We start from the raw sequence: 23,952 nt of genomic DNA on the forward strand, positions 1-23,952 counted from the left end.
CGGAACGGACCGATGACCCTCGCGGCGATCAGACGCTGGTGGCCCCTGGCCGCCGTCCTCGTGCTGCTCTTCGGCACGGCGCTGGCCGCGACCCGGTCCGAGCCCCGCCTCGAGCAGATCGTCCGCGACGAGCCGACCACCCAGGCGCCGCTGCTGCCGACCGTCCGGCCGTCCAACCAGCCGTCGGCCGCGCCGCCCGAGGCCGCCCAGGGCCTGCCCGACTGGATCAATAAGGCGGCTCTGGTCGTCCTCATCGTGATCGGTGCGGTCATCGTCGGGCTGCTGATCTACTCCCTGATCCGCGATCGCCGGCGCCGGTCGGGCAAGAACAAGCGGCGTCGCCCGAACCGTAAGGAACCACCGCGTACGGCCGAGGAACTGATCGACGCTCTGGACGCCGGCCTGGAAGAGCTGTCCGACACCGACCGTGACCCGCGCCGGGCCGTCATCGCGTGCTGGGTGCGGCTGGAACAGGCGGCCGCCGCCGCGGGCACCCTGCGGCATCCCGGCGACAGCCCGACCGACCTGGTCGGCCGCCTTCTGCGCGAGCAGCAGGTCGACGCGCAGGTGCTGGCCGCGCTGCTCGATGTCTACCGGCAGGCCCGCTACGCCACGCACACGGTGGACGACCAGATGCGCCGCCAGGCCCGCTCGGCTCTCGAGCGCCTGCGGGCCGACCTGGGCGCGGGGGTGCCGGCGTGAGCACGGGCGGACTCGAGGATCTTTTCGGTCAGCGCGAGGAACCGCCGGTCGCCGACGAGCCCGCGCCCGAACGCCGGCGCTCGTGGACGGCCTGGGCCTTACGCAACCTGCTGCTGATCGCGCTGGCCACCGTGGTCGTGGTGGCCGTGCTGCGCTCGGCCGACTACGAGATCTCGATCATCTTTGTGGTGACCGCCCTGGCCGGGCTGCGGTTGATCCTGCTGGCGGTGGCCGAGGTGCGGGCCCCGGCGGCCCCCAAGCGCTCCGACCGGCGGGCCGGTTCGGACGGCAGCGCCGGAACCGATTCGCTGCGCGCGGCCGTGCGCCGCTGGGAGCAGAATCTCGAGCGGGCCAACGCCGAGGACGATCTGTACTCGCGTAACGTTCTGCCGGTGCTGGCCGAGCTCACCGACGAGCGCCTGCGGTTGCGTCACGGGATCACCCGGGCGACCGATCCGCGGCGTGCCCGTGAGCTGCTCGGCGAGCCGCTCTGGGAGGCTCTGCACGAGCGCGGGCGGCGGATGCCCAAGGCTCGTGATCTGGAGTCCTACGTAGACGTTCTGGAACGACTGTGAGAAGGATGGCGTGGTGACGGAGACAGGCGTGAAGGCCCTTCCCCCGTACGAGGTGGGCAGGCTGGCCGGTGCCGTCCTGGACTCGGTCGGCAGCGTCGTGGTCGGCAAGCGCGACTCGCTCGAACTGGTGCTGGCGGGCATCCTGGCCGGCGGGCACGTGCTGCTCGAAGACCTCCCCGGTCTGGGCAAGACGCTGACCGCCCGCTGTTTCGCGCAGGCGCTCGGCCTCGACTTCCGCCGGTTGCAGTTCACCCCCGACCTGCTGCCGGCCGACGTGACCGGCTCGTTCCTCTACGACCAGCGCAAGGGCGATTTCGCGTTCCGGGCCGGCCCGGTGTTCACCAACATGCTGCTGGCCGACGAGATCAACCGGACGCCGCCGAAGACGCAGGCCGCCCTGCTCGAGGCGATGCAGGAGAAGCAGGTCTCGGTCGAGGGCGTGACCTACCGTCTCGACCCGCCGTTCCACGTGCTGGCCACGGCCAACCCGATCGAATACGAGGGCACCTACCCGCTGCCCGAGGCCCAGCTCGACCGGTTCCTGCTGCGCGTCTCGTTCGGCTATCCGACCGCTCAGGAGGAGTGGGAGGTGCTGCAGCGCCGGATGTCCCGCCGCCAGGAGGAGGCTTTCCTGCAGCCGGTGGTCGACTCGGCCACGCTGCAGTCGATGCAGGCGGCGCTCGAGACGATCGCCGTCGAAGACTCCATCGGGCGCTACTGCGTGTCGCTGGCCTCGGCCACCCGCGAGCACGCGTCGGTGCTGGTCGGCTCGTCGCCGCGTGGCTCGCTGGCGTTGCTGCTGCTGGCCCGGGCCCGGGCCGCGATGGCCGGTCGTGACTTCGTGGTGCCCGAAGACGTGAAGGACGTGGCCGTCCCCGCCCTGGCCCACCGCATCACGCTGCGCCCCGAGATGTGGCTGCGCCGGGTCGACCCGGCCTTCGTGGTCGACGAGGTGCTGCAGGCGACGCCCGCCCCGGCCAGCGGCGCGCTGCCCACCTACGCGACGGGGTACACCGCGACGTGACCGGTCCGGAGCCGCTGCTGCGCCGTGCCGTGCCGCCGGCTGCGTCGGCCGAGGGGGGCTACGGCCCGTCCTGGGTGCCGACCCGCGCGCTCGGCCGTGCCGTGCTGCTCACCGGCCTGCTGCTGGTGCTCGGCGTGGCGTTCGGTCGCGTCGATCTGGTGCTGCTGGCCGCGCCGTTCGCGATCGGCGCCGCGGTCCATCTGCGCCGGATGCCCCGGGCCGTGCCCGAACTGGCGGTTGTCGCCGACGAGGAGCTGCTGGTCGAGGGCGGTCAGGTGCAGGCCTCGGTCACCGTGACCAACCCCGACGACATCCCGTACGACCTGGTGGTGGTCCGCACCCGCACGTCGCGCTGGCTCAAGCTGGAGCACGCCGACCGCCCGTTCGCCATCACGGTGCCCTCGGACGGGTGGGCCGCGGTCGACCTGTCCGGCGACGCGCTGCGCTGGGGCCGGCAGGACGTGGGTCCGGCCGCGGCCCGGGTCGCCGCCTGCGGTGGCCTGCTCGCCTGCCGTCCGGTGGTGACCCCGGCCCTCGGCGTCCGCGTCTATCCGGTCACCGAGCCGTTCAACGCGATCGAGGCCATGCCCGCCGCGGCCGGTCTGGTCGGCGCGCACCGGTCCCGCCGCATGGGTGAGGGCGGAGAGCTTGCGGGGGTACGCCCGTTCGCGCCGGGCGACCGTCTCCGGCGCATCGATTGGCGGGTCTCCCTGCGTACGCGCGACCTGCACGTCGCCTCCACCCTGTCCGACCGGGACGCCGAGGTGGTGCTGCTGCTCGACGTGCTGGGCGAGGTCGGCCTCTCGGGCGGTGTGGCCGGCAGCGCATCGGTGCTCGACACCACGGTGCGGGCGAGTGCCGCGATCGCCGAGCACTATCTGCAGCGCGGTGACCGGGTCTCGTTGCTCGAATACGGGGCCGGCGCCCGGCGCCTGCGTCCCGCGACCGGCCGCCGGCAATATCTGATCGCGCTCGAGTGGCTGCTCGACGTGCGTCCCGATCCGATGGAGCGCGAGGGCGACTTCGGCGCCCATCACGTGTCGTCGGACGCCCTGGTGATGGTTCTCACGCCGCTGATCGACCCGCGGTCGGCCGACATGCTGGCCTCGCTGGCCCAGTCCGGCCGGTACGTGGTGGCGGTCGACACCCTGCCCGCGCAGGCCGCCCCCGACGTGCGCAGCCCGTGGACGCCGCTGGCCACCCGGCTGTGGCGGATCGAGCGGGAGAATGTGCTGGGCCGGCTGCGCGAGCACGGCGTTCCGGTCGTCGAGTGGGCCGGCGCGGGCAGCCTCGACCTGGTCCTGCGTGACGTGTCCCGGCTCGCCTCGGCCCCGCGGGGGCGTTGATGATCGAGATGATCTCCCGCCGCCTCAGCGGTGCGCGCCGCAGCTTCTCCCGGGCCACCGTGCTGCCTTTCCTGGTGCGGGTCGCGATCGCCGTGTGCGGCCTGGTCGCGGTCTCCGTGGCCTGGCCGTCGGCCCTGTTCGGCACCCAGTTCTTCGTCCCGCTGGCCGTGGTCGCCCTCTACCCGGCGTTCGCCCCGCGCGGCCGGGGGGCGACGTTCGCCGCGCTGGTCGTGATCGGTGGCTGGCTGGTCGACACCGCCTTCCAGGGCGCCGAGGTGACGCTGTGGCGGGTTCTGACCATCGCGACGGCGCTCTACCTCGGACATTCGCTCACCGCGCTGGCCGCCGTCCTGCCGTACGACGCGGTCGTGAACATCGACGTCGTCGGCCTGTGGCTGCTGCGGGCGCTGGCCGTGGTGCTGGTCTCGGCCGTGCTCACCGTGTTCGCGCTCGGCCTGGCCACCGAGCTCGCCGGGGGCCCGTTCCTGGTGGCCACGGTGGTCGGACTGGCCGGGGCGGCCACCGCCACGCTGCTGATATCACGCCTTGTTCATAGAGCGTGAAATATCCCTGCAACTTGTGTGTCATAGCACTTGACAAATGGGATTGGCGAACATCACACCAGGAGGCGCGGAGGGCTTCCGGACGCGCAGAATGGCGTACGTGAATCCGCAGCGCATCGTCGTCGTCGGTGCAGGGCACGTTGGTCTTTACGCCGCCCTGCGCCTGTCGAAGAAGCTCAACCGGCGCCGGGCCGAGATCGTGGTGATCGACCCGCAGCCGCACATGACGTACCAGCCGTTCCTCCCCGAGGCAGCGGCCGGCAACATCTCCCCGCGGCACAGCGTCGTGCCGCTCCGCCGCGAGCTCAAGAAGTGTCGCGTAGTGGCCGGCGAGGTCACGAAGGTGGAGCACGCACGCAAGACGGTGACCATCCAGCCCATCGAGGGCCCGGCCACCGAGATGAGCTACGACCACATCATCGTGGCCCCGGGCTCCGTCTCGCGGACGCTGCCGATCCCCGGACTGAGCGAGCGCGGCATCGGCCTCAAGACCATCGGTGAGGCCATCTACCTGCGTAACCACATTCTCGACCAGCTCGACGTCGCGGCCGTGACGCCCGACCCCGAGGTGCGCAAGGCGGCGCTGACCTTCGTCTTCGTCGGCGGCGGCTTCGCCGGCATCGAGGCCCTGGCCGAGATGGAAGACGTCGTCCGCGACGCGATGAAGTACTACCCCGAGCTGGACGCCGACGAGATCAAGTTCGTCCTGGTCGAGGCGACCAACCGGATCCTGCCCGAGGTCGGTCCCAAGATGGGTGCGTACGCGGCCCGTCAGCTCGACAAGCGCGGCATCTCGCTGCGCCTCGACACCTTCCTCAACTCCTGCGTCGACGGCGAGATCGTGCTCTCCGACGGCGACAAATTCCGGGCCGAGACCCTGGTCTGGACGGCCGGCGTCAAGCCGTCGCCGATGCTCGACCACACTGACCTGCCCCGCGGTCCCAAGGGCCACGTCAACTGCCTGCCCACGCTGCAGGTGGCCGACAGCGACGGCAACGTGCTCGAGGGCGCGTGGAGCGCCGGCGACAGTGCCCAGGTGCCCGACCTGACCAACCCCGGTGGCTGGTGCTCGCCGAGCGCCCAGCACGCCGTCCGGCAGGCCAAGGTGCTGGCCGACAACATCCGGCAGGTCGTCCTCGGGGGCGAGCCCAAGGAGTACAAGCACAAGTACATCGGCAGTGTCGCCGGTCTCGGCCTGGGCAAGGGTGTCGCGCACGTCTACGGCATCAAGGTCAAGGGCTGGCCCGCGTGGTTCATGCACCGCTCCTACCACGTGAGCCACATCCCGTCGTTCCACCGCAAGGCCCGCGTGGTCGCCGACTGGACCCTCGCGATGCTGTTCAAGCGCGAGACGGTGGCCCTCAACCAGCTGCACTCGCCGCGCGAGGACTTCACCGACGTCACCCCGCCGGTGCAGTCGTCCGGCGAGCGTCCCTCGGTCGGTGCCGGGTCCCGCTGAGGCGGGCTCCCTTACTGTCGTCCCGACGTATACGGTGTCTTAGGGCAGTCCCACGCGTGGGACTGCCCTAAGACCGGTAATTCCGCGCGCGGAGCTGCCGGACGGCCCGGCCCGGGTGGTGGAACGGCAGACACGGCCGCCTTAAAAGCGGCTGCCTCACGAAGGCGTGCGGGTTCGAGACCCGCCCCGGGCACCCTGATGATCCGTCTTCGGAGACGCGCCGAGGCCGGCGCAACGAGACGCCGCGCCGAGGCCGGCGCAACGAGACGCCGCGCCGGCCCGGGAATGCGTGATCAGGACAGGTGAGTCAGCAGGTCCTGGCGGGTCAGGACGCCGGCCGGCTTGCCGTCGATCAGGACCATGGCGGCGTCGGCCTTCTCGAGCATGGCCACCGCCTCGCTGACCGGCTGGCCGCCGCCGATCATCGGGAGCGGCTCGCCCATGTGCCGTTCGATCGTGTCGTGCAGGTGGGCCTGGCCGGTGAACAGGGCGTCGAGCAGCGCCTTCTCCGCTATCGAGCCGGCCACCTCGCCGGTCACGACCGGGGGCTCGGCCTTGAGCACCGGGAGCTGGGAGACGCCGTACTCGCGCATGTAGTCGATCGCGTCGCGGACCGTCTCGGTCGGATGCACGTGGACCAGCGGGGGCATCGCGCCGTCCTTGCGGGCCAGCGCGTCGGCCACCGTGGGCGAACCGTCGACCGGGTGCAGGAAGCCGTACCGGGCCATCCAGTCGTCGTTGAAGATCTTGGACAGGTAGCCGCGGCCGCCGTCGGGGAGCAGGACCACCACCACGTCGCCCGCCTTGGCCCGGCGGGCCGCGTCGAGCGCGGCCACCACGGCCATGCCGCACGAGCCGCCGACCAGCAGGCCTTCCTCGCGGGCGAGGCGCCGGGTCATCTCGAACGAGTCCGAGTCGGAGACCTCGATGACCTCGTCGCAGATGGTGCGGTCGTACGCGTCGGGCCAGAAGTCCTCGCCCACGCCCTCGACCAGGTAGGGCCGCCCGGTGCCACCGGAGTAGACCGAACCCTCGGGGTCGGCGCCGATGACACGTACGGAACCCTGCTCTTTCAGATAGCGACCGACCCCGCTGATCGTGCCGCCGGTGCCCACGCCCGCGACGAAGTGCGTGATCCTGCCCTCGGTCTGTTTCCACAGCTCGGGGCCGGTCTCTTCGTAGTGCGAGCGGGGGTTGGCCGGGTTCGAGTACTGGTCGGGCTTCCACGCGCCGGGCACCTCACGGGCGAGGCGGTCGGAGACGTTGTAGTAGGAGCGCGGATCTTCGGGGGCGACCGCCGTCGGGCAGACGACCACTTCGGCCCCGTACGCCTTCAGGACGTTGCGCTTGTCCTCGCTGACCTTGTCGGGGCAGACGAAGATGCACTTGTAGCCGCGCTGCTGCGCGACCAGGGCCAGCCCGACACCGGTGTTTCCGCTGGTGGGCTCGACGATGGTGCCGCCCGGCCGGAGCAGGCCGGATTCCTCGGCGTCGAGCACCATCCGCAGGGCGATCCGGTCTTTCACCGAGCCGCCGGGATTGAAGTATTCGACCTTGGCCAGCACGGTGGCTTGGATGCCCTCGGTGACCTTGTTCAGCTTGACCAGGGGGGTGTCCCCGATGATGTCGACGACGTTGTCGTAGTAGCGCACGCCCTAGGGTACGACTATGCGGGCCTGCTCCCGTTCCCACTCCAGGAAGCGCTCGGTCTCGGCCAGCACCGACCCGGCCAGCCAGGCCACCATCACGGCGTCGTCGGCCAGGCCCACGATCAGCAGGAACGCCTCGGGGATGAGGTCGATCGGCGACAGCACGTAGGCGGTGGCCGCGGCCATCATGGCCAGGCGCATGCCGCCGTCGTACTGACCCTTGGTGGTGGCCTTCATCATGCGCGGGATCGCGGCGATGCGGGTGGACAGCGACGGGCCGCCGCGGGAGCCGGACATCAGGGCCTTGCCGAGCGCGGTGAACGCCGCCGCCCGTTTCAGCGTCTTCGCCATGCTGTTCTCCTTCCGGTCATACCAGCATGACCGGTGTGCGCCATGATTGCCTCTCGCAGCGGCGCGATAGCCTCGAATTCCCCTGCCGTTTCCGGGATTCTGATGGCAGAGCGACAGCGAGGGAGCCTGTGAGCACCATTTCATTCACTGCGGAGGACCGGCGGCGGATCAAGCTGGCCGGTCAGGTCCTCGGTGGCGTGACGGGCGCCCTGGCCACGGTGACCGCGGTGTCGGCCGGTCTGCTGCTGCGGCAGGCCGCGGAGGCCCGCCGGATCATCCCGATGGCCGAGGCGCCGCCCCCGCGCGGCGACGGCCTCTATGGTGCCAAGTTCGGCGGGCCGCCGATCAGCATGGTCATCCTGGGTGATTCGACCGCGGCCGGCTACGGCGTGCACCGTCCCCGCGAGACACCGGGGGCGCTGCTGGCCACCGGCGTGTCGCGGCGGCTGCGACGACCCGTACGGCTGCATCGCCTGGCCGTTGTCGGGTCGATGTCGTCCGGCCTGCCCTATCAGGTGGACAACGCTCTCGAATACCGGCCCGATGTGGCGGTCATCTTCATCGGCGGCAACGACGTCACCCACGTGTCCGACCGGTCCGGGGCCGTACGCCACCTGGGCGAGGCGGTCCGGCGGCTGCGCGAGGTGGGCTGCAAGGTCGTCGTCGGCACCTGCCCCGACGTCGGCGCGATCCAGCCGATCAAGCCGCCGCTGCGCTGGCTGGCCCGCAAGTGGAGCCGTGACCTGGCCGCGGCCCAGACGGTCGCGGTGGTCGAGGCGGGCGGGCGCACGGTGTCGATCGGTGGCCTGCTCGGGAAGATGTTCGAGGCCGACCCGGTACGCATGTTCGGCTCCGACCGGTTCCACCCGTCGGTCGAGGGCTACGCGCGGGCCGCCGCCGTGGTGATGCCGACGCTGATGGCCGTCCTCGGCGAGGACGATCGGACGGTTCCACCGGCCGCCGACGGGGTACGCAATCTTCAGGAGGCCGCTCAAGAGGCGGTCCAGGCTCCGGGCACGGAGGTCAGCGCGGCGGGCCGGTGGGCCGTCCTGCGCCGGCACCCGTGGTTCGGCGAGCCACGCACGTGGTTCGGCCACCGTTCGGCGTCGTCCGCGACGGCGACGGAAGCCGTTCCCAGCGGCCGCTCGGCATCGAGCGCCGTAGGGTGGACCCCGGAGGATCACTGACCATGCAGCGTCACGCAGGGAGGCGAGAATGGCGGGGCTGAACGCGAGAATCGGCAAGGCGGCCGCCACCGGTGTGCTCGCCGGCGCGGTGGGCGGGGCCGCCCTGCTGATCGGCGAGGTGCTCGCGGCCAAGGCCCGGCGCTACGCCAAGCCGACCATGGGCCTGGCGCTGCGCACGTCGATGGGCCCGGTCTCGGCTCCGCCGTTGCGGCTGGTGCTGCTGGGTGATTCGGCGGCGATCGGCGTGGGCGTCGAGTGGCTGAGCGAGACCGTGGGCGGCCAGCTGGCCCGCCTGCTGGCCGAGGGCACTCCCGAGACCGGCGAGCGGCACGTGCTGCTGTCCAGCGTCGGCGTGGCCGGTTCGCGATCGTCCGACCTGGCCACCCAGGTGGCCCGGGCCCTGCTCGGCGAGCGGCCCGACGTGGCCGTGGTGCTGATCGGCGCGCACGACGCGACCAGCCTGCGCAGCCCCGAGGAATCGGCGGCTCAGCTGGGCACGGCCGTGCGGCGGCTGCGCGATGCGGGCGTACGCGTCGTGGTCGGCACCTGCCCCGACCTGGGCGCGCTGCGGGCGATCGCTCCGCCGCTGCGCCAGATCGCCGGGGTGATGGGTCGCCGGATGGCCAAGGCGCAGGCCAAGGCGGTCACGGCCGCGGGCGGCGCGGTGGTCCAGCTGGCCGACGAGACCGGCGCCGTGTTCCGGGCCGACGCGGGCACGCTCTGCTACGACGGCTTCCACCCGTCGGCCGACGGTTACCGGGTCTGGGCCCACGCCCTCTATCCGGCCGTGGTCAAGGCGGCCATGACGCCCGCCGGATGAACGGTCAATGACGGCTCCGTAGTCGAACATGCCGCGTGTGTGACGAATTTGTACTTCCGGCTAAGTTACTCGCGAGTTAAATTGGGCCCATGCCGGAAGCTGTCATCGTCGCCACCGCCCGATCCCCCATCGGCCGTGCAGCCAAGGGATCGCTGAGGGACCTGCGTCCCGACGACCTCGCCGCCACCATCGTCGACGCCGCACTGGCCAAGGTGCCGCAGCTCGACCGGACCCTGATCGAGGACCTCTACCTCGGGTGCGGCCTGCCCGGTGGTGAGCAGGGCTTCAACATGGCCCGCGTGGTCGCCACCCAGCTCGGGCTCGACGGGCTGCCGGGGGCGACGGTCACCCGTTACTGCTCCTCCTCGCTGCAGACCACCCGCATGGCCTTCCACGCGATCAAGGCGGGCGAGGGCGACATCTTCCTGTCGGCCGGAGTCGAAACCGTTTCCCGGTACGCCCGCGGCAGCTCGGACGGTCTGCCCAGCGCTCTGCAGGCCCAGTTGGGCGGCGGCTGGGAGAACCCGAAGTTCGACGAGGCGCGTGCCCGCACGAAGTCGTACGCCGAGGGCGGCCGCACCTGGCACGACCCGCGCGAGGACGGCCAGATCCCGGACGTCTACATCGCCATGGGGCAGACCGCGGAAAATCTGGCCCAGATCAAGGGCGTCACCCGCCGCGACATGGACGAGTTCGGCGTACGCAGCCAGAACCTGGCCGAGAAGGCGATCGCCGACGGCTTCTGGGAGCGCGAGATCACCCCGGTGACGCTGCCCGACGGCACGGTCGTGTCGCAGGACGACGGCCCCCGCGCCGGGGTCACGCTCGAGGCGGTGTCGCAGCTCAAGCCGGTGTTCCGCCCCGACGGCATGGTCACCGCGGGCAACTGCTGCCCGCTCAACGACGGCGCCGCGGCGGTCGTCATCATGAGCGACACCAAGGCCCGTGAGCTGGGCATCACCCCGCTGGCCCGGATCATCTCGACCGGCGTGACCGCGCTCAGCCCCGAGATCATGGGCCTGGGCCCGGTCGAGGCGTCGCGGCAGGCGCTCAAGCGGGCCGGCATGACCATCGACGACGTCGACCTGGTCGAGATCAACGAGGCCTTCGCCGCCCAGGTCATCCCGTCGTACCGCGACCTGGGCATCCCGATCGAGAAGCTGAACGTGAACGGCGGCGCGATCGCCATCGGTCACCCGTTCGGATCGACCGGCGCCCGCATCACCGGCACCCTGCTCAACGCCCTGGACTGGCACGACAAGAGCATCGGCCTCGAGACGATGTGCGTCGGCGGCGGTCAGGGCATGGCCATGGTCCTGGAGCGCCTCAGCTAGCCCGCTCCCCCCGGATCACCGCCGGGTCCGGTCTGCCACGAGCGGCCGGGCTCGGCGGATTTATGTGTTGAGGCTGCTGCTTTATGTGTTGAGGTTGCTGCGCAACTCGTCGACCGCGGCGGCCGCGCCGAGGAGGGCCCGCTCGTCACCGGCGGCGATCAGGTCGTCGGCCAGCACGCGCACCTGGTCGGGCAGGATCATGTCGTGGTCGCGCGGCACCGGCCGGCGGGGGCGGCCCTCGGCGTCGGCACCCATGTCGGCCAGCCGTTGCACCAGGGCGAAGGTGCGTTCGGCGCGGTCGTCGACGTTCCAGCGCGGTTGCTCCCACACGCGGATCTGGTTGAGCAGCCGGTCGATCGACGTCGCGAAGTCGGTCACAACAGTCAGACTAATCTTTCGAACCACAAGCAAAGACCCGGGCCACCGTACGTCGGTAGCCCGGGTCTTCTGCTTTGCGGCGGTTGCTAGTCGTCCCCGCCCTGCAGGAAGCTCAGCAGGCGCAGGATCTCGAGGTAGAGCCAGACCAGGCTGACCAGGATGCCGAACGCGGCGACCCAGCTGTAGCGCTGCGGCAGGCCCGCGCGCACGCCCTCTTCGACCTCGTTGAAGCTGAGGATGAAGCTCAGGGCGGCGACCACGATGCAGACGATGCTGAAGATGTAGCCGAGCGGGCCGTTGTCACGCAGGCCGGTGCTGAAGCCGAACAGCGACAGCACGATGTTGATCAGCATGACGGCGAACAGGCCGCCCATCACGATGATCATGCCGCGCTGGAACTTCGGCGTGGCTCGGATGACCTTGGCCTTGTAGAGGAACGCGGTCAGGAAGAAGACGCCGAAGGTGGCGATCACCGCCTGCAGCACGACGCCCTGGTAGCCGGCGATCACCGAGAAAACCTTGGACGCCATGCCGACGAAGACGCCCTCGACGACCGCGTAGGTCACGATCAGAGCCGGGTTGGCCATCCGCATGAAGGAGATGACCAGGCCGAGAACGAGGCCGATGACCGCGGCACCGATCCAGGCGGCACCGGTCATCGCGTCGGGGATCACGTTCCACGCGACCACCGCCGAGACACCGGTGATGCCGAGCAGCGTGACCGTCTTGACGACGACGTCGTCGACCGTCATGGGCTGGACGGCGGGCGGAGCGGCGGGGTAGTCCGACGCGCCGGGATACGGCTGACCGTAACCCGGGGCGGCACCGGCGGGGCCGTAAGCCCCGTACCCGGCCGTACGCTCCCGCTCGGCCGCCTGGCCGAGGCGCGAGAGCACCGGGTTGGAAGTCTTCACTGTGTCCAGCCTCCCTTTGAGGTTGAGGCACGTATGACGTGCTCGACCAGCGTACGGGGTGAAGCTGATCGAGGAAGCCTCGGAATGCTGTGAACAGGCTGAATGTAAGCCCGTCGAAATGAAACGGGGACTTGCTGGTCATCACCAGCCGCTGAGTTATCCACAGGGCTGGGACTGAGGCGTACGGGGAACGCTCTTGGGCTTAGGTTGGGCTCGTGAGATCGAAGCTGCGTCGCCTGGTTGTTCTTCCGCTGGTGGCTGCGGCCGCTGTTCTGCTGGTGGGGGCGGGTCCGGCGGCGGCTCAAGCGCCCGAGCGGCTGGCCACCCAGGTGACCGATCCGGCGGGGGTGCTCAGCAACCGGGGCGGGGTCGACGCCGCGCTCAGCCAGCTGCAGCAGAAGACCGGGTTGCAGCTGTTCGTGGTCGTGGTCGACTCGTTCGACGGGACGCCGGCGCAGGAGTGGACCGACGAGACGGCCCGGCTCAGTGACCTCGGCGACCGGGACGCGCTGCTGGCGGTGGCGACCGGCGACCGGGCCTACGCCTATTCGTTCCCCGACGACTCCCGGCTCAGCGACAGCGAACTGTCCGCCGTGGCCGCCGACGACATCGAGCCCGCGCTGAGCCGGAACGACTGGTCGGGTGCGGTCATCGCGGGGGCCAACGGCTACGCCGAAGCCGTGAACGGCGGCGGTGGCTCCGGGTGGGTGTGGCTGGTCGTCGTCCTGGTGGTGATCGTCGCGCTCGCCTGGTTCTGGCTGCGGCGGCGGCGAAAGGCGGCATCACCGGCGGCCCCGGCCCCGGCTCCGGCCGCGCCCGCCGGGCCGAGCATCGAGGAACTGACCAACCAGGCCAACGCGCTGCTCATCGAGCTCGACGACGACCTGCGGGCGGGGGAGCGGGAGCTCGGGCTGGCGGCGGCGCAGTACGGTGCGACGGCTACAGCGCCGTTCCCGGCCGCGCTCGAGGCGTCGAGGCGGGACGTGGCCGAGGCGTTCCGGTTGCGGATGACACTCGACGAGGAGCCGGCCCCGGACGAGGCCCGGCGGCGCGAGACGCTGACCCGGATCGTCGAGCTCTGCCGGGGCGCCGACGACCGGCTGGATGCGGAATCAGAAGCCTTCGACCGGCTGCGTGACCTGGAGGGGCGGGCGGCCGAGGCGGCCGACGAGCTCGATCGACGCCGTACCGGGATCGAGGCCTCCCTGCCTCAGGCCGAGGTGACCGCGCAGCAGGTGCTGACCGGGTACTCGGGTGGGGCGGTCACGGCGATCGCCACCAATCTGGATCAGGCGCGGGAGCGGCTTTCGTTCGCGGCTTCGGCGCTGGAAAAGGCGCGGGCCGAACTGAGCGGAACCGGCGGTTCGGCGCCGAGCGACGTCCCGGGTGGGGATCGGGCCGAGGCGGCACTGGCCGTACGGGCGGCGGAGCAGGCGATCGACCAGGCCGAGCAACTGGTCGCGGCCGTCGGGCGGGCCGCGACGGACCTCCCCGCGGCGCGGGCGGCGGCCGAGGCGCTGATCGCCGAGATCACCGGTGAGATCGCAGCCGGGCAGGCGGCGCTGAACGGGGGCGGAGCGGCTCCGGCGGGTCTCGCCGCGGCGATCAGCGGTGGGGAACAGGTGCTGGCCGAGGTCGCGACCGCGCTGGCGATCTCGCGGCCCGACCCGATCGAGGCCGTGGCCAAGTTGCAGGCGGCCGACGCGGCTCTGGACGCGGCGCTGGCCGAGGCACGAGACGCCGCCGAGCGGCTGGCCCACGATCGCGGCCTGCTGGCCCAGGAACTGCCGGTGGCCCGGGCCGAGGTGGCCGCGACCAACGACTTCATCACGACCCGGCGGGGCGCGGTCGATTCCGGGGCGCGGGCGACGCTCTCCGAGGCACTGCGGCACCTGTCGGTGGCCGAGAGCCTGGCCGAGACCGATCCCGCGACCGCGCTGGCCGAGGCCCGTCAGGCCCGGCGGCTGGCGGCCAACGCGGGGCAGTCGGCCCGGCTCGACGTGCAGCGCTGGGGAGGCGGCGGCGGGTCCGGCTGGGGTGGCGGGCCGGGGCAGTCGGGCGGGTTCGACGCGGGAGCGTTCGCGGGGGCTGTGCTGGGCGGCATCCTCTCCGGGGGCGGCGGACGATCACGCGGCTATTCGGGCGGCGGCTTCGGCGGCAGCGGTTCACGGGGACGCCGTACGTCCGGCGGCGGCGGTGGCGGCGGCGGGCGACGCGGGGGCGGGGGCCGCTTCTAACTCGAGCCCATCAGCCGTCGACCTCGATCACCCGGGTTGTCGGGGCCACTGTGCCGAGTTCGGCGCGCAGCGCCAATCGTGACGGGTCGACCATGAACGACTCGTAGCCCGACCGCGACGTGAAGCGGATCAGATGCACCTCGGCGTGAGCGTCGGTGCTGTGCAGCCGCTTCTCGAGGGAGCCGCCGTGCCGGGGGAGCAGCGCCAGCACCGCGTCCTCGTATCGGCGGCCCGCGGCGGGATCGGCCGCGGACATGTCCACGATGGCCACGAGCAGGACGGCCGCGCCGGATTCGATCATGCGGGGGAGTATCCCACCGCGGTTCCGGCGCGGCCGTCCGGTTTCTCAGGTGAGCTCGGCTTTCTCAGGTGAGCTCGGCCGGGACGGTGACCACGTCCACCAGCGCGTTCTTGCGCAGCAGCGTGATCGGCAGGTCGGTGCCGATCGCCGGGCCCAGCATCAGGCGCTGCAACGCCTGCACGCTCTGCGTCGGCTGACCGCCGGCCGTGATGAGGATGTCGCCCAGATAGATCCCGGCGCTTCCAGCCGGGCTGCCGGGCACGACCTCGACCACCCGAAGCCCCAGCTTCTGGCCCAGTCGGGAGGCCAGCGCCGGCGGCAGCGGGGCGGGCACCCCGGCCACCCCGAGCCACGCCCGGCGGACGCGACCGTTGGCGACCAGGTCCCCGATGATCGAGCGGGTCGTCGCGTTGATCGGGACGGCGAGCCCCAGGCCGTAGCCCGCCACCGCGGTGTTGATGCCCACCACAGTGCCGGTCGAGTCGGCCAGTGCGCCCCCGGAGTTGCCCGGGTTCAGGGCCGCGTCGGTCTGGATGACGCTGTCGATGATGCGCAGACGCTGGCCGTCGCGGGCCGGGAGTGAGCGGCCCAGCCCGGACACGACGCCGGCCGTGACGCTGCCGGCCAGGCCCATCGGGTTGCCCACGGCCACCACGAGCTGGCCGATCTTGAGGTCGTCGGCGTTGCCCAGCGGCGCGGCCGGGGCGCCCGGGTGGTGCACGCGTACGACGGCCAGGTCGGAGAGGGGATCCGCGCCGACCACGTCGAAGCGGGTTTCGGTGCCGTCGGCGAAGTCGGCGGTTCCGCCGTTCGCCCCGGACACCACGTGAGCGTTGGTGAGCAGGAATCCGTCGTCGGTGAAGGTGACCGCCGAGCCGGCGCCCTGACCGCGCGGGGTGCGCACGGAGAGGGCCGCGACCGACGGCAGGAGTTTGGTGGCGACGCCGGTCACCACACGGCTGTAGGCATCGAGTGCCCCGGAATCGACACCCGTGTGTTCGGTATCCATGAGTGCTTCAACACGGCGCCGAACAGCGTCGATGCCCGGGTGCCGTACGCCCACGGCGAAACGGGCCGTCACTCTGGGTCGCGCTAATCGCACAGAAAGTCCGACCGGATGATGGTGCATCGCGGTTGTATGGGTCGAGAAGGACGTATGACGGAGGGAACCGCATGGTCATCGCCGACCAGTCGATGCCGGCCGACATCGTGGACATCCTGCTGTGGCAGGACGCGCAGCAGATGCTGGGACGCCACGCCGAACCGGACGGCGACGACAACTGCGTCTGGTGTGGATGGCAGTGGCCGTGTGCACCACGGCGGCTCGCCGAACGGGCCGACGCCGCGTCCCGCCGGCCGTGGCGTGAGGCGTGGACCGTCCGCCACGACCTGAACAGCATCCGGGCCATGCCCGGCCTGGACGACCGCCGGCGCGTCGCGCCGAACCGCGGCCGCTTCGACTAGGACAACTTCATCCGGTCTTCGACGTCGCCCGTCAGCTTGACCTCCCCCGGCAGGCCTGGCTACCCGGCCCGGGATGACGTCGCCCGGCGGAGAGTCCGCTGCGCCCCGCCAGCGTCGCGATCTCCCGCCTTGAAGACCCGCCCTTGAACTGGCCAGGACCGGCATGCCTCCGTCGGTCCAGCGTCTCCGGCCAGACGCGTCCCCCGGTTCGGGCGGGACGGTTGGCGGGAGTGCGGGACCACAGGTTCCCCCGTTCCATCACGGTCTCGCACTCCCGCCCAGCCGAAGCACAAACGAAAGACTCCCGGCACGTCCGACCCGGCAAGACCGGACGTACCGGGAGTATGCGATGCACGGACCGTGACAGCGGCATGCACATCGTCCTCGGTGGACCACACCTTGACGTGGCGGCCAGGTGAGTGTCCTGAGTTAGGTTAGGCTACCCTTGCCCAGCCGTCAACGAAGTGCTCGGCTGTATCTCCACTGCGCGACCGGCTCCCCGTTGACCGGCTCGACCCGCGTGGCACCGTCCGCGTGCCAGCCCCCGGCCTCGTAGAAACCCCGCGCCCGCGTGTTGTCCTCGAGCACCCACAGCACGGCCCGATCCGCGAGCCCGGCCAGCTTCTCCAGCGCGTCCACCATCAGCAGGCGCCCCACCCCGGTGCCGATCTGCTCGGGCGCGACGTGGATCGCGTACAGCTCGGCCGCCCCCTCGGTCTCCGACGGCCCCACATAGGTGAACCCCACGACGGCACCGGAGGAAGAGACCGCCACCGTCATCCGGTGCGTGTCCTGCTCCCAGCGGTACCGTTCGCTCCACCATTCGCCGAACGCCGCCGCCGTCCGCAGTTCCAGCGTCGACGCCGACAGGATTCCCGCATAGGCCGCGACCCGCGAGCGCTGATGCACCTCGCCGACCGCGATCAGATCAAATTCTTTCGCCGTACGCAGGGAGACGCTCATCGCCCGACGGTAGCCGCACTCATCCTCCGGCGGTGGCCGCCCGCCTCGGGGGCACCGGAACCCGTTCGAGGTCCGCCCCGACCACGATGTCGCCGTCGAACTCGGCGCGGGCCTCGTCGAGGAACCGGGACGGGTCCGGATAGCGCTGCGAGAAGTGGGTCAGCACCAGCGTCCGTACACCGGCCTCGCGCGCGACCCGGCCCGCCTGCGCCGCGGTCAGGTGCCCCACCTGGGCGGCCATCTCAGCGTCCTCGGTCAGGAAGGTCGACTCGATCACCAGCAGGTCGACCCCGGCCGCCAGCGCGAACACGTTGTCGCACAGGCCGGTGTCCATGATGAAGGCGAAGCTCTGCCCGGGTCGTTCGACGCTGACCTGCTCGAGCGTGACGTCGCCGGCGCGGCCGGTCCGCTGCAACTCGCCGACCGCGGGCCCGGCGATGCCGTGGGCCGCCAGCAGCTCGGGAACCATGCGACGGCCGCTCGGTTCGTCCAGCCGGTAGCCGTACGTGGGAAGGGAATGTCTTAGGGGTAACGCCGTGAGCGGTCCGTCATTCCAAGAAGAGCCGGCGATGGGCGAAGCGACGATGGAAGCGTTGTCCCAATAGCTGGTGGCGTGCCGCAGGCGGTCGTAGAACTCCTGGCCGTCCGCCGGGTAGTGCACGGTGACCGGGTGCGGCACCTTGTCGAGCGAGATGCGCTGCAGGATGCCGGGCAGGCCGAGGCTGTGATCGCCGTGGAAGTGGGTGATGCAGATGCGGCGCAGCGGGCTGACCGCGAGACCGGCCATCAGCATCTGGCGCTGGGTGCCCTCACCCGGGTCGAAGAGGATCACCTCGTCGTCCCAGCGCAGCAGGTAGCCGTTGTGGTTGCGCAGCCGGGTCGGCACTTGACTCGCCGTACCGAGCAGGACCAACTCACGCACAGCAATCCCCATCGGAAATGAAGCGACCCCTGGGGACTTCCACACACGCATGCGTGGTCCGGTCGGACAAGGCCGGATCCCCAGGGGTCGGGTGGCTATCTCGAATTCGCCGCACCGCTGCCACACGGTCTCGACGTAGTACTACGAAGCTGTCGAGGACAGCGGCTAGCGGACAGCCACCTCACGAGTCCCGTTGCTATACAACTTCGGACCACCTCCCTTCACGTGTACGGCCACGTTAACCACCGGGAGGCGGCACCGCCAAGGATTTTTGAATCACTAGAGACGCGGGAATACGCGCGGGGACATCTCGGTGCCCTCCACGGCGAGCGCGGCCGGCCCCACGATCAGCGGATCGGGCGTGCCGACGATCTCGTGGTCCTTGTTGTCGTAGTCGAAGCGGGCCAGCACGTGCCGCATCGCCTCGAGCCGGGCCCGCTTCTTGTCGTTGCTCTTCACCACGGTCCACGGCGCGTCGGCGGTGTCGGTGTAGAAGAACATCGCCTCCTTGGCCTCGGTGTAATCACCCCACTTGTCGAGCGAGGCGAGGTCGTTGGGCGAGAGCTTCCACTGCCGTACGGGATCGACCTGCCGGATCGCGAAGCGGGTGCGCTGCTCGCCCTGGGTCACCGAGAACCAGAACTTGACCAGGTTGATGTTCGAGCGGACCAGCATGCGCTCGAGCTCGGGGGCCTGACGCATGAACTCGAGGTATTCCTGGCGGGTGCAGTAGCCCATCACCCGCTCGACGCCGGCCCGGTTGTACCAGGAACGGTCGAACAGCACGATCTCACCGGCCGACGGCAGGTGGCTGATGTAGCGCTGGAAGTACCACTGCGTGCTTTCCTTCTCGCTGGGCTTCTCCAGCGCCACGACCTTGGAGCCGCGCGGGTTGAGGTGCTCCATGAAGCGCTTGATCGTGCCGCCCTTGCCGGCCGCGTCGCGCCCCTCGAACAGGATCACCATCCGCTCGCCGGTGCTCTTGCACCAGTTCTGCAGCTTCAGCAGCTCGATCTGGAGGAGCCGCTTGTGGTGGTCGTACTCGTGGCGGGCCATGCGCTCGCCGTACGGGTACTCCTCGCGCCAGGTGTCGATCGGCGTGCCGTCGGCGTTGAGCAGCACCGGGTCATCGTCGTCGTCATCGGCAACCCGATAGCCGCCCAGCTCCGCGATCGGCCCCGAATAGGGCGGCGTCGTGTTGTCCGAGTCATCCAAGTGGCCGTTGTGATGCGTGTGCTCCGCCTCCGACTGCATAAGACGAATACATACCCGGTACGGGTGACAACTCAACGGTTCAGCAGATGAACATTCAGCCCAGCCACGAGCGCAGGCGCTTCCGGCGCGACTCTTCGACCACCACCGGCAGTTCCCGGTACGTGTCCTTGCCCACCTGCTCCTGCCGGGCCCACAGGACGCCGAACCAGAAACTGTCCTGCCCGAGCTCGTGCAGCAGCTCGCGGGCGACCACCGAGTCTTGATGCGCGCCGAGCACGTCCTGCAGGTCGGTCAGCGACTTGACCAGCTGCTTCCCCGGCTTGCCGCCCTCCGCCTCGAACACCTCGACGGCATAGCGGGCGCGCTTGTAGGCCTTGCGGGCGTCGTGCAGCTCGTGATCCTCGCCGTGGGCCAGGGCCTCGTCGAGCAGCCCGTCGGCTTTGGCGAGGCTTTTCCGCGTACGGGCGATGGAGTCCTTCTCCACCGTCTGCTGAGCGGCCAGCTGGTCGATCCGGTCGAGCAGGGTCAGATAGCGCTCGCCCTCGAGCGCCTCGTCGAGCGCGGCCCGGCCCTCGGCCACCTGCCGGTCGAGGTGCTCACGGATGCGCGCGGCCACCGGCCGGAACTGCTCACCCTGCTCGTCGAGTCCGGCCAGCAGCTTGCCCTCCTGCACCTGACCGTCGCGCACCTGACCGAGCAGGTCGGCCAGCCACTTGAGCTCGTCGCCCAGGTCGGCCGCCTCGGGAAAGGTGCGCTTGAACGTCTTGAGGGTGCTGCGCAGGCGCCGCGTGCCGACGCGCATCTTGTGCACCGCTTCCGGGTCGCCCTGACGGACACCCGGGTCGTACGCCTCGATGGCGTCGCGCTGCTCCCGCACGTACCGGAGAACGGGATCTTTGCTGGTGATCTGTGGCTCTGGTTTGGCCCGGTCGCCGACCGCGCGGGAGACCTTGGACGGGCCCGAGGCGGGGCTGGCGCCGGCCTTGAGCAGCACCTTCTCCACCGCCTTGAGCACCCGCGGGCCGCCGTCGACAAGCTCGACCTCGACCTCCTGCCAGCGCTGCTCGTGGCCGTCGGTCAGGGCGATCACCTGATCCTGCGCGACCAGCGCGAGCGTCCGGCCGTCGGCGTCGCGCAGCGGGGTCTCGACCCGGTGCGTGCGCAGGCGGGCCACCGGCTTGACCGGCTGGCGGCGGATGATCGCCCGCACCTGCCCGATCAGCTCGGCCGGCACCGTGTCCGGATTCCCGTTCAACGGCACCCGGTGCTCGGTGCGGCTGGTGCCCTCGCCCGGGGTCTTCAGATGCCAGCCGGCGTCGCCGCCCCCGGTGCGGCGGCGTAACGTCCGGCGGTTCTTCATCAGGGCGAGATCGTCGGTGTCGAAGTAGGTCGCGTCGAGGTCGTGGGTCTCGGCCCCGGTCGTGCTGGTGATACCGGCCTTGCCGGTGAGATCGGGCAGCTCGAACTCGGCGGGCACGTCGTATTTACGCTCTGTTTCGCTGGCGATCTCCATCCGTTAATGATGCCCGAACGGGTGACCGTCCCACAGGCCAAGCGTTTGGCAGGTTCTGCACAGCCGGGTCACAGGTGTTGCTGGCACCGTGGTGGGTCTTGGCTCTGAGGAGGCTCTACATGGAGAAGACCGATCGCCGACCCATCTCGCTGGCCGGCCTCGGCCTGATCGGTGCCGGCGCCGTGCTCGGTCTGGCTCTGGCCGCACCCGCCTCGGCGGCGCCCGGCGACAACGGTCCGGCGCAGTCCAAGCCCGCGCCGGTCGCCGAGAAGGATCCTTCTTAAGCGGCCATCGGCCGGCCGCCGAGGCTCCGCAGATAGAGCGCGCGTGAGTAGTTGGCCGCGGCGGCGCTGTAATACATGGTCGCGAGCCCGACGTAGAAGCCGTTGTTGGTGATCGAGTTCTTGGCCGTGGTCGACGCCGACCACCGGATCTCCGCGTCCGACTCGCTGATCCCCTTCCGGATGCAGCGCAGCCGGTTCATCTCCTTGCCGGTCTTCCAGGTCTCGAGGGCCTGTTCGGCCTCCCGCATCGACTCCTCGGCCTGCTCGGTGAGCGATTCCGCGAGATTCCAGGCCTGGCGCTCGTCGTTGTTGTAAAAGGTCGGCACGTCCCACCTCCCGCTGTACCGCGATCGATCTCCAGTCTGCGGAACGTGTCGGGACATGTCGATCTTTTCCACCCCCAGGCATGAAAACCGCCCCCGGCGATTGCCGGGGGCGGTAGCGCCTGATCAGGCCGTGCGGGCGACGCCGACCGGGCAGGTCATGCCGTTGGGGCCGTGGTTGCAGTAGCCGTACGGGTTCTTGGCGTCCGAGAGGTACTGCTGGTGGTAGTTCTCGGCGTAGTAATAGGTGCCGAGCGACCGGATCTCCGTCGTGATCTGGCCGTGCCGGGCCGCGGTGACCACCGGCTGGAACGCCTCCAGTGAGGCCTGCGCTATGCGGGCCTGGTCGTCCGTGGTCGTGTAGATCGCGGACCGGTACTGGGTGCCGACGTCGTTGCCCTGGCGCATGCCCTGGGTCGGGTCGTGGTTCTCCCAGAAGGCCTTCAGCAGGTCCTCGTACTTGATCTGGCTCGGGTCGTAGACGACCTGGACCACCTCGGCGTGGCCGGTCGAGCCGGAGCAGGTCTCCTCGTACGTCGGGTTGCGGGTGAAACCGCCCGCATAGCCGACCGAGGTCGAGTGGACGCCCGGCAACTGCCAGAAGATCCGCTCGGCGCCCCAGAAACAACCCATCCCGAAGACCGCGACCTCGAAGCCGGCCGGCCACGGACCCTTGAGCGGGGTGCCGAGCACGGTGTGCGTGTCGGCGACCGGCATCTCCAGGGGGCGGCCCGGCAGGGCCTGGTCGGGGGTAATCAGCTCGAGCTTCTTGTGCCGCAGGAACACGGTCACTCCCTTCATCCGGTGATGTAACACCAGGGGACGCGCAACCCTTACCCGAGCTTGGCGGCGATGGATGCGGCGTAGGACGTGGCCTCTTCATCGTCCGCGTACTTGGTCCGGGGCCAGAAGAAACCCCGCAAACCATCTCCCTTCGTACGCGGTACGACGTGGAAGTGCAGATGTGCCACCGACTGCGACACCACGTTGTTGTTCGCCACGAATGTCCCCTGCGCCCCGAGCGCATCGGGAACCGCCGCGGCCACCCGCTGCACCAGTCCGAAATATCCGGGCAGATCGGCCACGGGCAGGTCGGCGAGCGTCACCACGTGCGCGCGCGGCACGATCAGCACGTGACCCTTGAAGACCGGGCGGGTGTCGAGGAACCCCACCCCGTCGGGCGAGTCGATCACCTGGAAAGCGGGCACCGACCCCGCCACGATGTCGCAGAACACGCAGGATGCCACCAGCTGAGACTAGCCTTGCGCAGCATGACGGCTAACGACTACGGGTTCGACACCCTCGCCATCCACGCCGGCTCGGATCCGGACCCCCGGACCGGCGCGGTGGTGCCTCCGATCTATCAGACGAGCACGTACGCCCAGGACGCCGTCGGCTCCCCGCGGCTCGGGTACGAATACAGCCGCTCCGGCAACCCCACCCGCGACGCGCTGCAGGAGTGCCTGGCCGCGATCGAGGGTGGACGCCGCGCCCTCGCCTTCGCGAGCGGGCTCGCGGCCGAAGACACGCTGATCCGCGCCGTGTGCCGTCCGGGCGACCATGTCGTGATCCCGGGTGATGCGTACGGGGGAACGTATCGGCTCTTCGCCAAGGTGGCCGAGAACTGGGGCCTGGACTGGACGGCCGTTCCGCTCGACGACCTCGACCAGGTGCGCGCCGCGTTCCGGCCCGGCGTCACCAAGATGATCTGGGCCGAGACGCCGACCAACCCGCTGCTCAACATCGCCGACATCGCGGCGCTGGCCGGGCTGGCCCACGAGTACGACGGTCTGCTGGTGGTCGACAACACGTTCGCCTCGCCCTATCTGCAGCAGCCGCTGGCCCTGGGCGCCGACGTCGTCGTGCACTCGACCACGAAGTATCTCGGCGGTCACTCCGATGTGGTCGGTGGTGCGCTGGTGACCGCGACCGACGACCTCGGCGAGCAGCTGGCCTTCTTCCAGAACGCGATGGGTGCGGTCAACGGGCCGTTCGACGCGTGGCTCACCCTGCGCGGCGTGAAGACCCTCGGCGTACGGATGGAAAGGCATTGTGACAACGCGGAGCGGATCGTCGGCTACCTGCGTGAGCACAAGGCCGTCTCCCAGGTGCTCTATCCGGGGCTCGAGACGCACCCGGGGCACGAGATCGCGGCCAAGCAGATGCAGCGCTTCGGTGGCATGGTCTCGTTCCGGGCGGCCGGCGGTAAGGAAAAGGCCATCGAGATCTGCAACCGGACAAAGCTCTTCGTGCTCGCCGAGTCGCTCGGCGGCATCGAGTCGCTGATCGAGCACCCCGGCCAGATGACACACCTGTCGGCTGCGGGCTCCGCGCTTGAAGTCCCCGCCGATCTCGTGCGACTGTCTGTCGGCATCGAAACCGTTGACGATCTGCTCGCCGACCTGGAGCAGGCACTCGGCTGAGAAAA

At 70.3% G+C, this 23,952-nt stretch carries 26 protein-coding genes and 1 tRNA gene; 14 read left to right on the forward strand and 13 right to left on the reverse strand.

All coding sequences use genetic code 11. From position 1 onward, the window contains the following. The first annotated feature begins 12 nt into the window (after positions 1-12). The 7 genes from KOI35_RS35405 to KOI35_RS35435 all read left to right on the forward strand — a co-directional run bounded on the left by KOI35_RS35405 (position 13) and on the right by KOI35_RS35435 (position 5,862). On the forward strand, positions 13-702 hold the full coding sequence (locus KOI35_RS35405; protein ID WP_215793043.1) for a DUF4129 domain-containing protein: 690 nt from the start codon (positions 13-15) through the stop codon (positions 700-702). Then, complete coding sequence (locus KOI35_RS35410) at positions 699-1,277, forward strand: hypothetical protein (RefSeq protein ID WP_215793044.1); 579 nt, start codon at positions 699-701, stop codon at positions 1,275-1,277. Before KOI35_RS35405 ends, KOI35_RS35410 begins: the two co-directional genes overlap by 4 nt. Before the next feature lie 13 nt (positions 1,278-1,290). Then, complete coding sequence (locus KOI35_RS35415; protein ID WP_215793115.1) at positions 1,291-2,301, forward strand: AAA family ATPase; 1,011 nt, start codon at positions 1,291-1,293, stop codon at positions 2,299-2,301. A 14-nt stretch (positions 2,302-2,315) separates the two neighbouring features. Next, positions 2,316-3,647 carry a DUF58 domain-containing protein gene (locus KOI35_RS35420; protein WP_215793116.1) on the forward strand — a complete coding sequence of 444 codons (1,332 nt, stop codon included), beginning with the start codon at positions 2,316-2,318 and terminating at the stop codon, positions 3,645-3,647. Then, a complete protein-coding gene (locus KOI35_RS35425; RefSeq protein ID WP_215793045.1) occupies positions 3,647-4,210 on the forward strand; it encodes a hypothetical protein in 564 nt (187 codons plus the stop codon). The genes KOI35_RS35420 and KOI35_RS35425 overlap by 1 nt, the downstream gene beginning before the upstream one ends. 100 nt (positions 4,211-4,310) lie before the next feature. Next, positions 4,311-5,669 carry an NAD(P)/FAD-dependent oxidoreductase gene (locus KOI35_RS35430; protein WP_215793046.1) on the forward strand — a complete coding sequence of 453 codons (1,359 nt, stop codon included), beginning with the start codon at positions 4,311-4,313 and terminating at the stop codon, positions 5,667-5,669. A gap of 109 nt (positions 5,670-5,778) precedes the next feature. Further along, positions 5,779-5,862 (forward strand) — tRNA-Leu (locus KOI35_RS35435). Positions 5,863-5,962: 100 nt separating this feature from the next. Here the strand turns inward: KOI35_RS35435 and KOI35_RS35440 are convergent. Together KOI35_RS35440 and KOI35_RS35445 are read right to left on the reverse strand one after the other, a co-directional pair. Then, positions 5,963-7,321, reverse strand: coding sequence for a cystathionine beta-synthase (locus KOI35_RS35440; protein ID WP_215793047.1), 1,359 nt, complete (start codon positions 7,319-7,321; stop codon positions 5,963-5,965). Positions 7,322-7,324: 3 nt separating this feature from the next. Beyond that, entirely contained in the window at positions 7,325-7,669 is a 345-nt protein-coding gene (locus KOI35_RS35445; RefSeq protein WP_215793048.1) for a YkvA family protein, read from the reverse strand. 128 nt (positions 7,670-7,797) lie between these two features. On the opposite strand from KOI35_RS35445, the gene KOI35_RS35450 reads away from it, so the two are divergent. From KOI35_RS35450 to KOI35_RS35460, 3 genes are all read left to right on the forward strand, one after another. Next, positions 7,798-8,856: an SGNH/GDSL hydrolase family protein gene (locus KOI35_RS35450; protein WP_215793049.1), complete on the forward strand. Its 1,059-nt coding sequence runs from the start codon at positions 7,798-7,800 to the stop codon at positions 8,854-8,856. A 28-nt stretch (positions 8,857-8,884) separates the two neighbouring features. Continuing rightward, a complete protein-coding gene (locus tag KOI35_RS35455) occupies positions 8,885-9,676 on the forward strand; it encodes an SGNH/GDSL hydrolase family protein (RefSeq protein WP_215793050.1) in 792 nt (263 codons plus the stop codon). Between the two features lie 89 nt (positions 9,677-9,765). Continuing rightward, a complete protein-coding gene (locus tag KOI35_RS35460; RefSeq protein ID WP_215793051.1) occupies positions 9,766-11,010 on the forward strand; it encodes an acetyl-CoA C-acetyltransferase in 1,245 nt (414 codons plus the stop codon). 81 nt (positions 11,011-11,091) lie between these two features. Here the strand turns inward: KOI35_RS35460 and KOI35_RS35465 are convergent, their stop codons facing one another. Continuing rightward, a complete protein-coding gene (locus tag KOI35_RS35465; RefSeq protein WP_215793052.1) occupies positions 11,092-11,388 on the reverse strand; it encodes a hypothetical protein in 297 nt (98 codons plus the stop codon). A gap of 86 nt (positions 11,389-11,474) precedes the next feature. Next, a complete protein-coding gene (locus tag KOI35_RS35470) occupies positions 11,475-12,302 on the reverse strand; it encodes a Bax inhibitor-1/YccA family protein (protein WP_215793053.1) in 828 nt (275 codons plus the stop codon). 215 nt (positions 12,303-12,517) lie between these two features. Between KOI35_RS35470 and KOI35_RS48585 the strand changes: the two genes are divergently transcribed. After that, positions 12,518-14,539: a TPM domain-containing protein gene (locus KOI35_RS48585; RefSeq protein ID WP_308121292.1), complete on the forward strand. Its 2,022-nt coding sequence runs from the start codon at positions 12,518-12,520 to the stop codon at positions 14,537-14,539. Between the two features lie 10 nt (positions 14,540-14,549). On the opposite strand, the gene KOI35_RS35480 is transcribed toward KOI35_RS48585, so the two are convergent. Together KOI35_RS35480 and KOI35_RS35485 are read right to left on the reverse strand one after the other, a co-directional pair. Next, a complete protein-coding gene (locus KOI35_RS35480; protein ID WP_246614255.1) occupies positions 14,550-14,840 on the reverse strand; it encodes a hypothetical protein in 291 nt (96 codons plus the stop codon). Between the two features lie 64 nt (positions 14,841-14,904). Then, the gene (locus KOI35_RS35485) at positions 14,905-15,849 is read right to left on the reverse strand and encodes a S1C family serine protease (RefSeq protein WP_215793054.1); all 945 of its coding nucleotides are present in this window, start codon (positions 15,847-15,849) and stop codon (positions 14,905-14,907) included. A gap of 164 nt (positions 15,850-16,013) precedes the next feature. Between KOI35_RS35485 and KOI35_RS35490 the strand changes: the two genes are divergently transcribed. After that, positions 16,014-16,304: a hypothetical protein gene (locus tag KOI35_RS35490; protein ID WP_215793055.1), complete on the forward strand. Its 291-nt coding sequence runs from the start codon at positions 16,014-16,016 to the stop codon at positions 16,302-16,304. A gap of 456 nt (positions 16,305-16,760) precedes the next feature. Here KOI35_RS35490 and KOI35_RS35495 read toward each other — a convergent pair whose 3' ends face one another. From KOI35_RS35495 to KOI35_RS35510, 4 genes are all read right to left on the reverse strand, one after another. Next, positions 16,761-17,267 carry a GNAT family N-acetyltransferase gene (locus tag KOI35_RS35495; protein WP_215793056.1) on the reverse strand — a complete coding sequence of 169 codons (507 nt, stop codon included), beginning with the start codon at positions 17,265-17,267 and terminating at the stop codon, positions 16,761-16,763. Between the two features lie 19 nt (positions 17,268-17,286). Further along, positions 17,287-18,195: a ribonuclease Z gene (locus KOI35_RS35500; RefSeq protein WP_215793119.1), complete on the reverse strand. Its 909-nt coding sequence runs from the start codon at positions 18,193-18,195 to the stop codon at positions 17,287-17,289. A 273-nt stretch (positions 18,196-18,468) separates the two neighbouring features. Continuing rightward, positions 18,469-19,404 (reverse strand): polyphosphate kinase 2, encoded by a 936-nt coding sequence (gene ppk2, locus KOI35_RS35505; RefSeq protein ID WP_246614257.1) that lies wholly within the window; start codon positions 19,402-19,404, stop codon positions 18,469-18,471. Between the two features lie 94 nt (positions 19,405-19,498). Further along, positions 19,499-20,917 (reverse strand): CYTH and CHAD domain-containing protein, encoded by a 1,419-nt coding sequence (locus tag KOI35_RS35510; protein WP_215793058.1) that lies wholly within the window; start codon positions 20,915-20,917, stop codon positions 19,499-19,501. Positions 20,918-21,036: 119 nt separating this feature from the next. Here KOI35_RS35510 and KOI35_RS35515 point away from each other — a divergent pair, with 119 nt between their 5' ends. Beyond that, positions 21,037-21,201 (forward strand): hypothetical protein, encoded by a 165-nt coding sequence (locus KOI35_RS35515; RefSeq protein WP_215793059.1) that lies wholly within the window; start codon positions 21,037-21,039, stop codon positions 21,199-21,201. On the opposite strand, the gene KOI35_RS35520 is transcribed toward KOI35_RS35515, so the two are convergent. The 3 genes from KOI35_RS35520 to KOI35_RS35530 all read right to left on the reverse strand — a co-directional run bounded on the left by KOI35_RS35520 (position 21,198) and on the right by KOI35_RS35530 (position 22,771). Continuing rightward, positions 21,198-21,527, reverse strand: a complete 330-nt coding sequence (locus KOI35_RS35520; protein WP_215793060.1) for a hypothetical protein — start codon at positions 21,525-21,527, stop codon at positions 21,198-21,200. The genes KOI35_RS35515 and KOI35_RS35520 overlap by 4 nt on opposite strands. 123 nt (positions 21,528-21,650) lie before the next feature. After that, positions 21,651-22,310 carry a peptide-methionine (S)-S-oxide reductase MsrA gene (gene msrA, locus KOI35_RS35525; protein ID WP_215793120.1) on the reverse strand — a complete coding sequence of 220 codons (660 nt, stop codon included), beginning with the start codon at positions 22,308-22,310 and terminating at the stop codon, positions 21,651-21,653. Between the two features lie 47 nt (positions 22,311-22,357). Continuing rightward, positions 22,358-22,771 (reverse strand): HIT family protein, encoded by a 414-nt coding sequence (locus KOI35_RS35530; protein WP_215793061.1) that lies wholly within the window; start codon positions 22,769-22,771, stop codon positions 22,358-22,360. 24 nt (positions 22,772-22,795) lie between these two features. Between KOI35_RS35530 and KOI35_RS35535 the strand changes: the two genes are divergently transcribed. Next, positions 22,796-23,947: a cystathionine gamma-synthase gene (locus KOI35_RS35535; protein WP_215793062.1), complete on the forward strand. Its 1,152-nt coding sequence runs from the start codon at positions 22,796-22,798 to the stop codon at positions 23,945-23,947. The last annotated feature ends 5 nt before the right edge of the window (positions 23,948-23,952 follow it).

Source organism: Paractinoplanes bogorensis (assembly GCF_018829635.1).
Classification (GTDB): Bacteria; Actinomycetota; Actinomycetes; order Mycobacteriales; family Micromonosporaceae; genus Actinoplanes; species Actinoplanes bogorensis.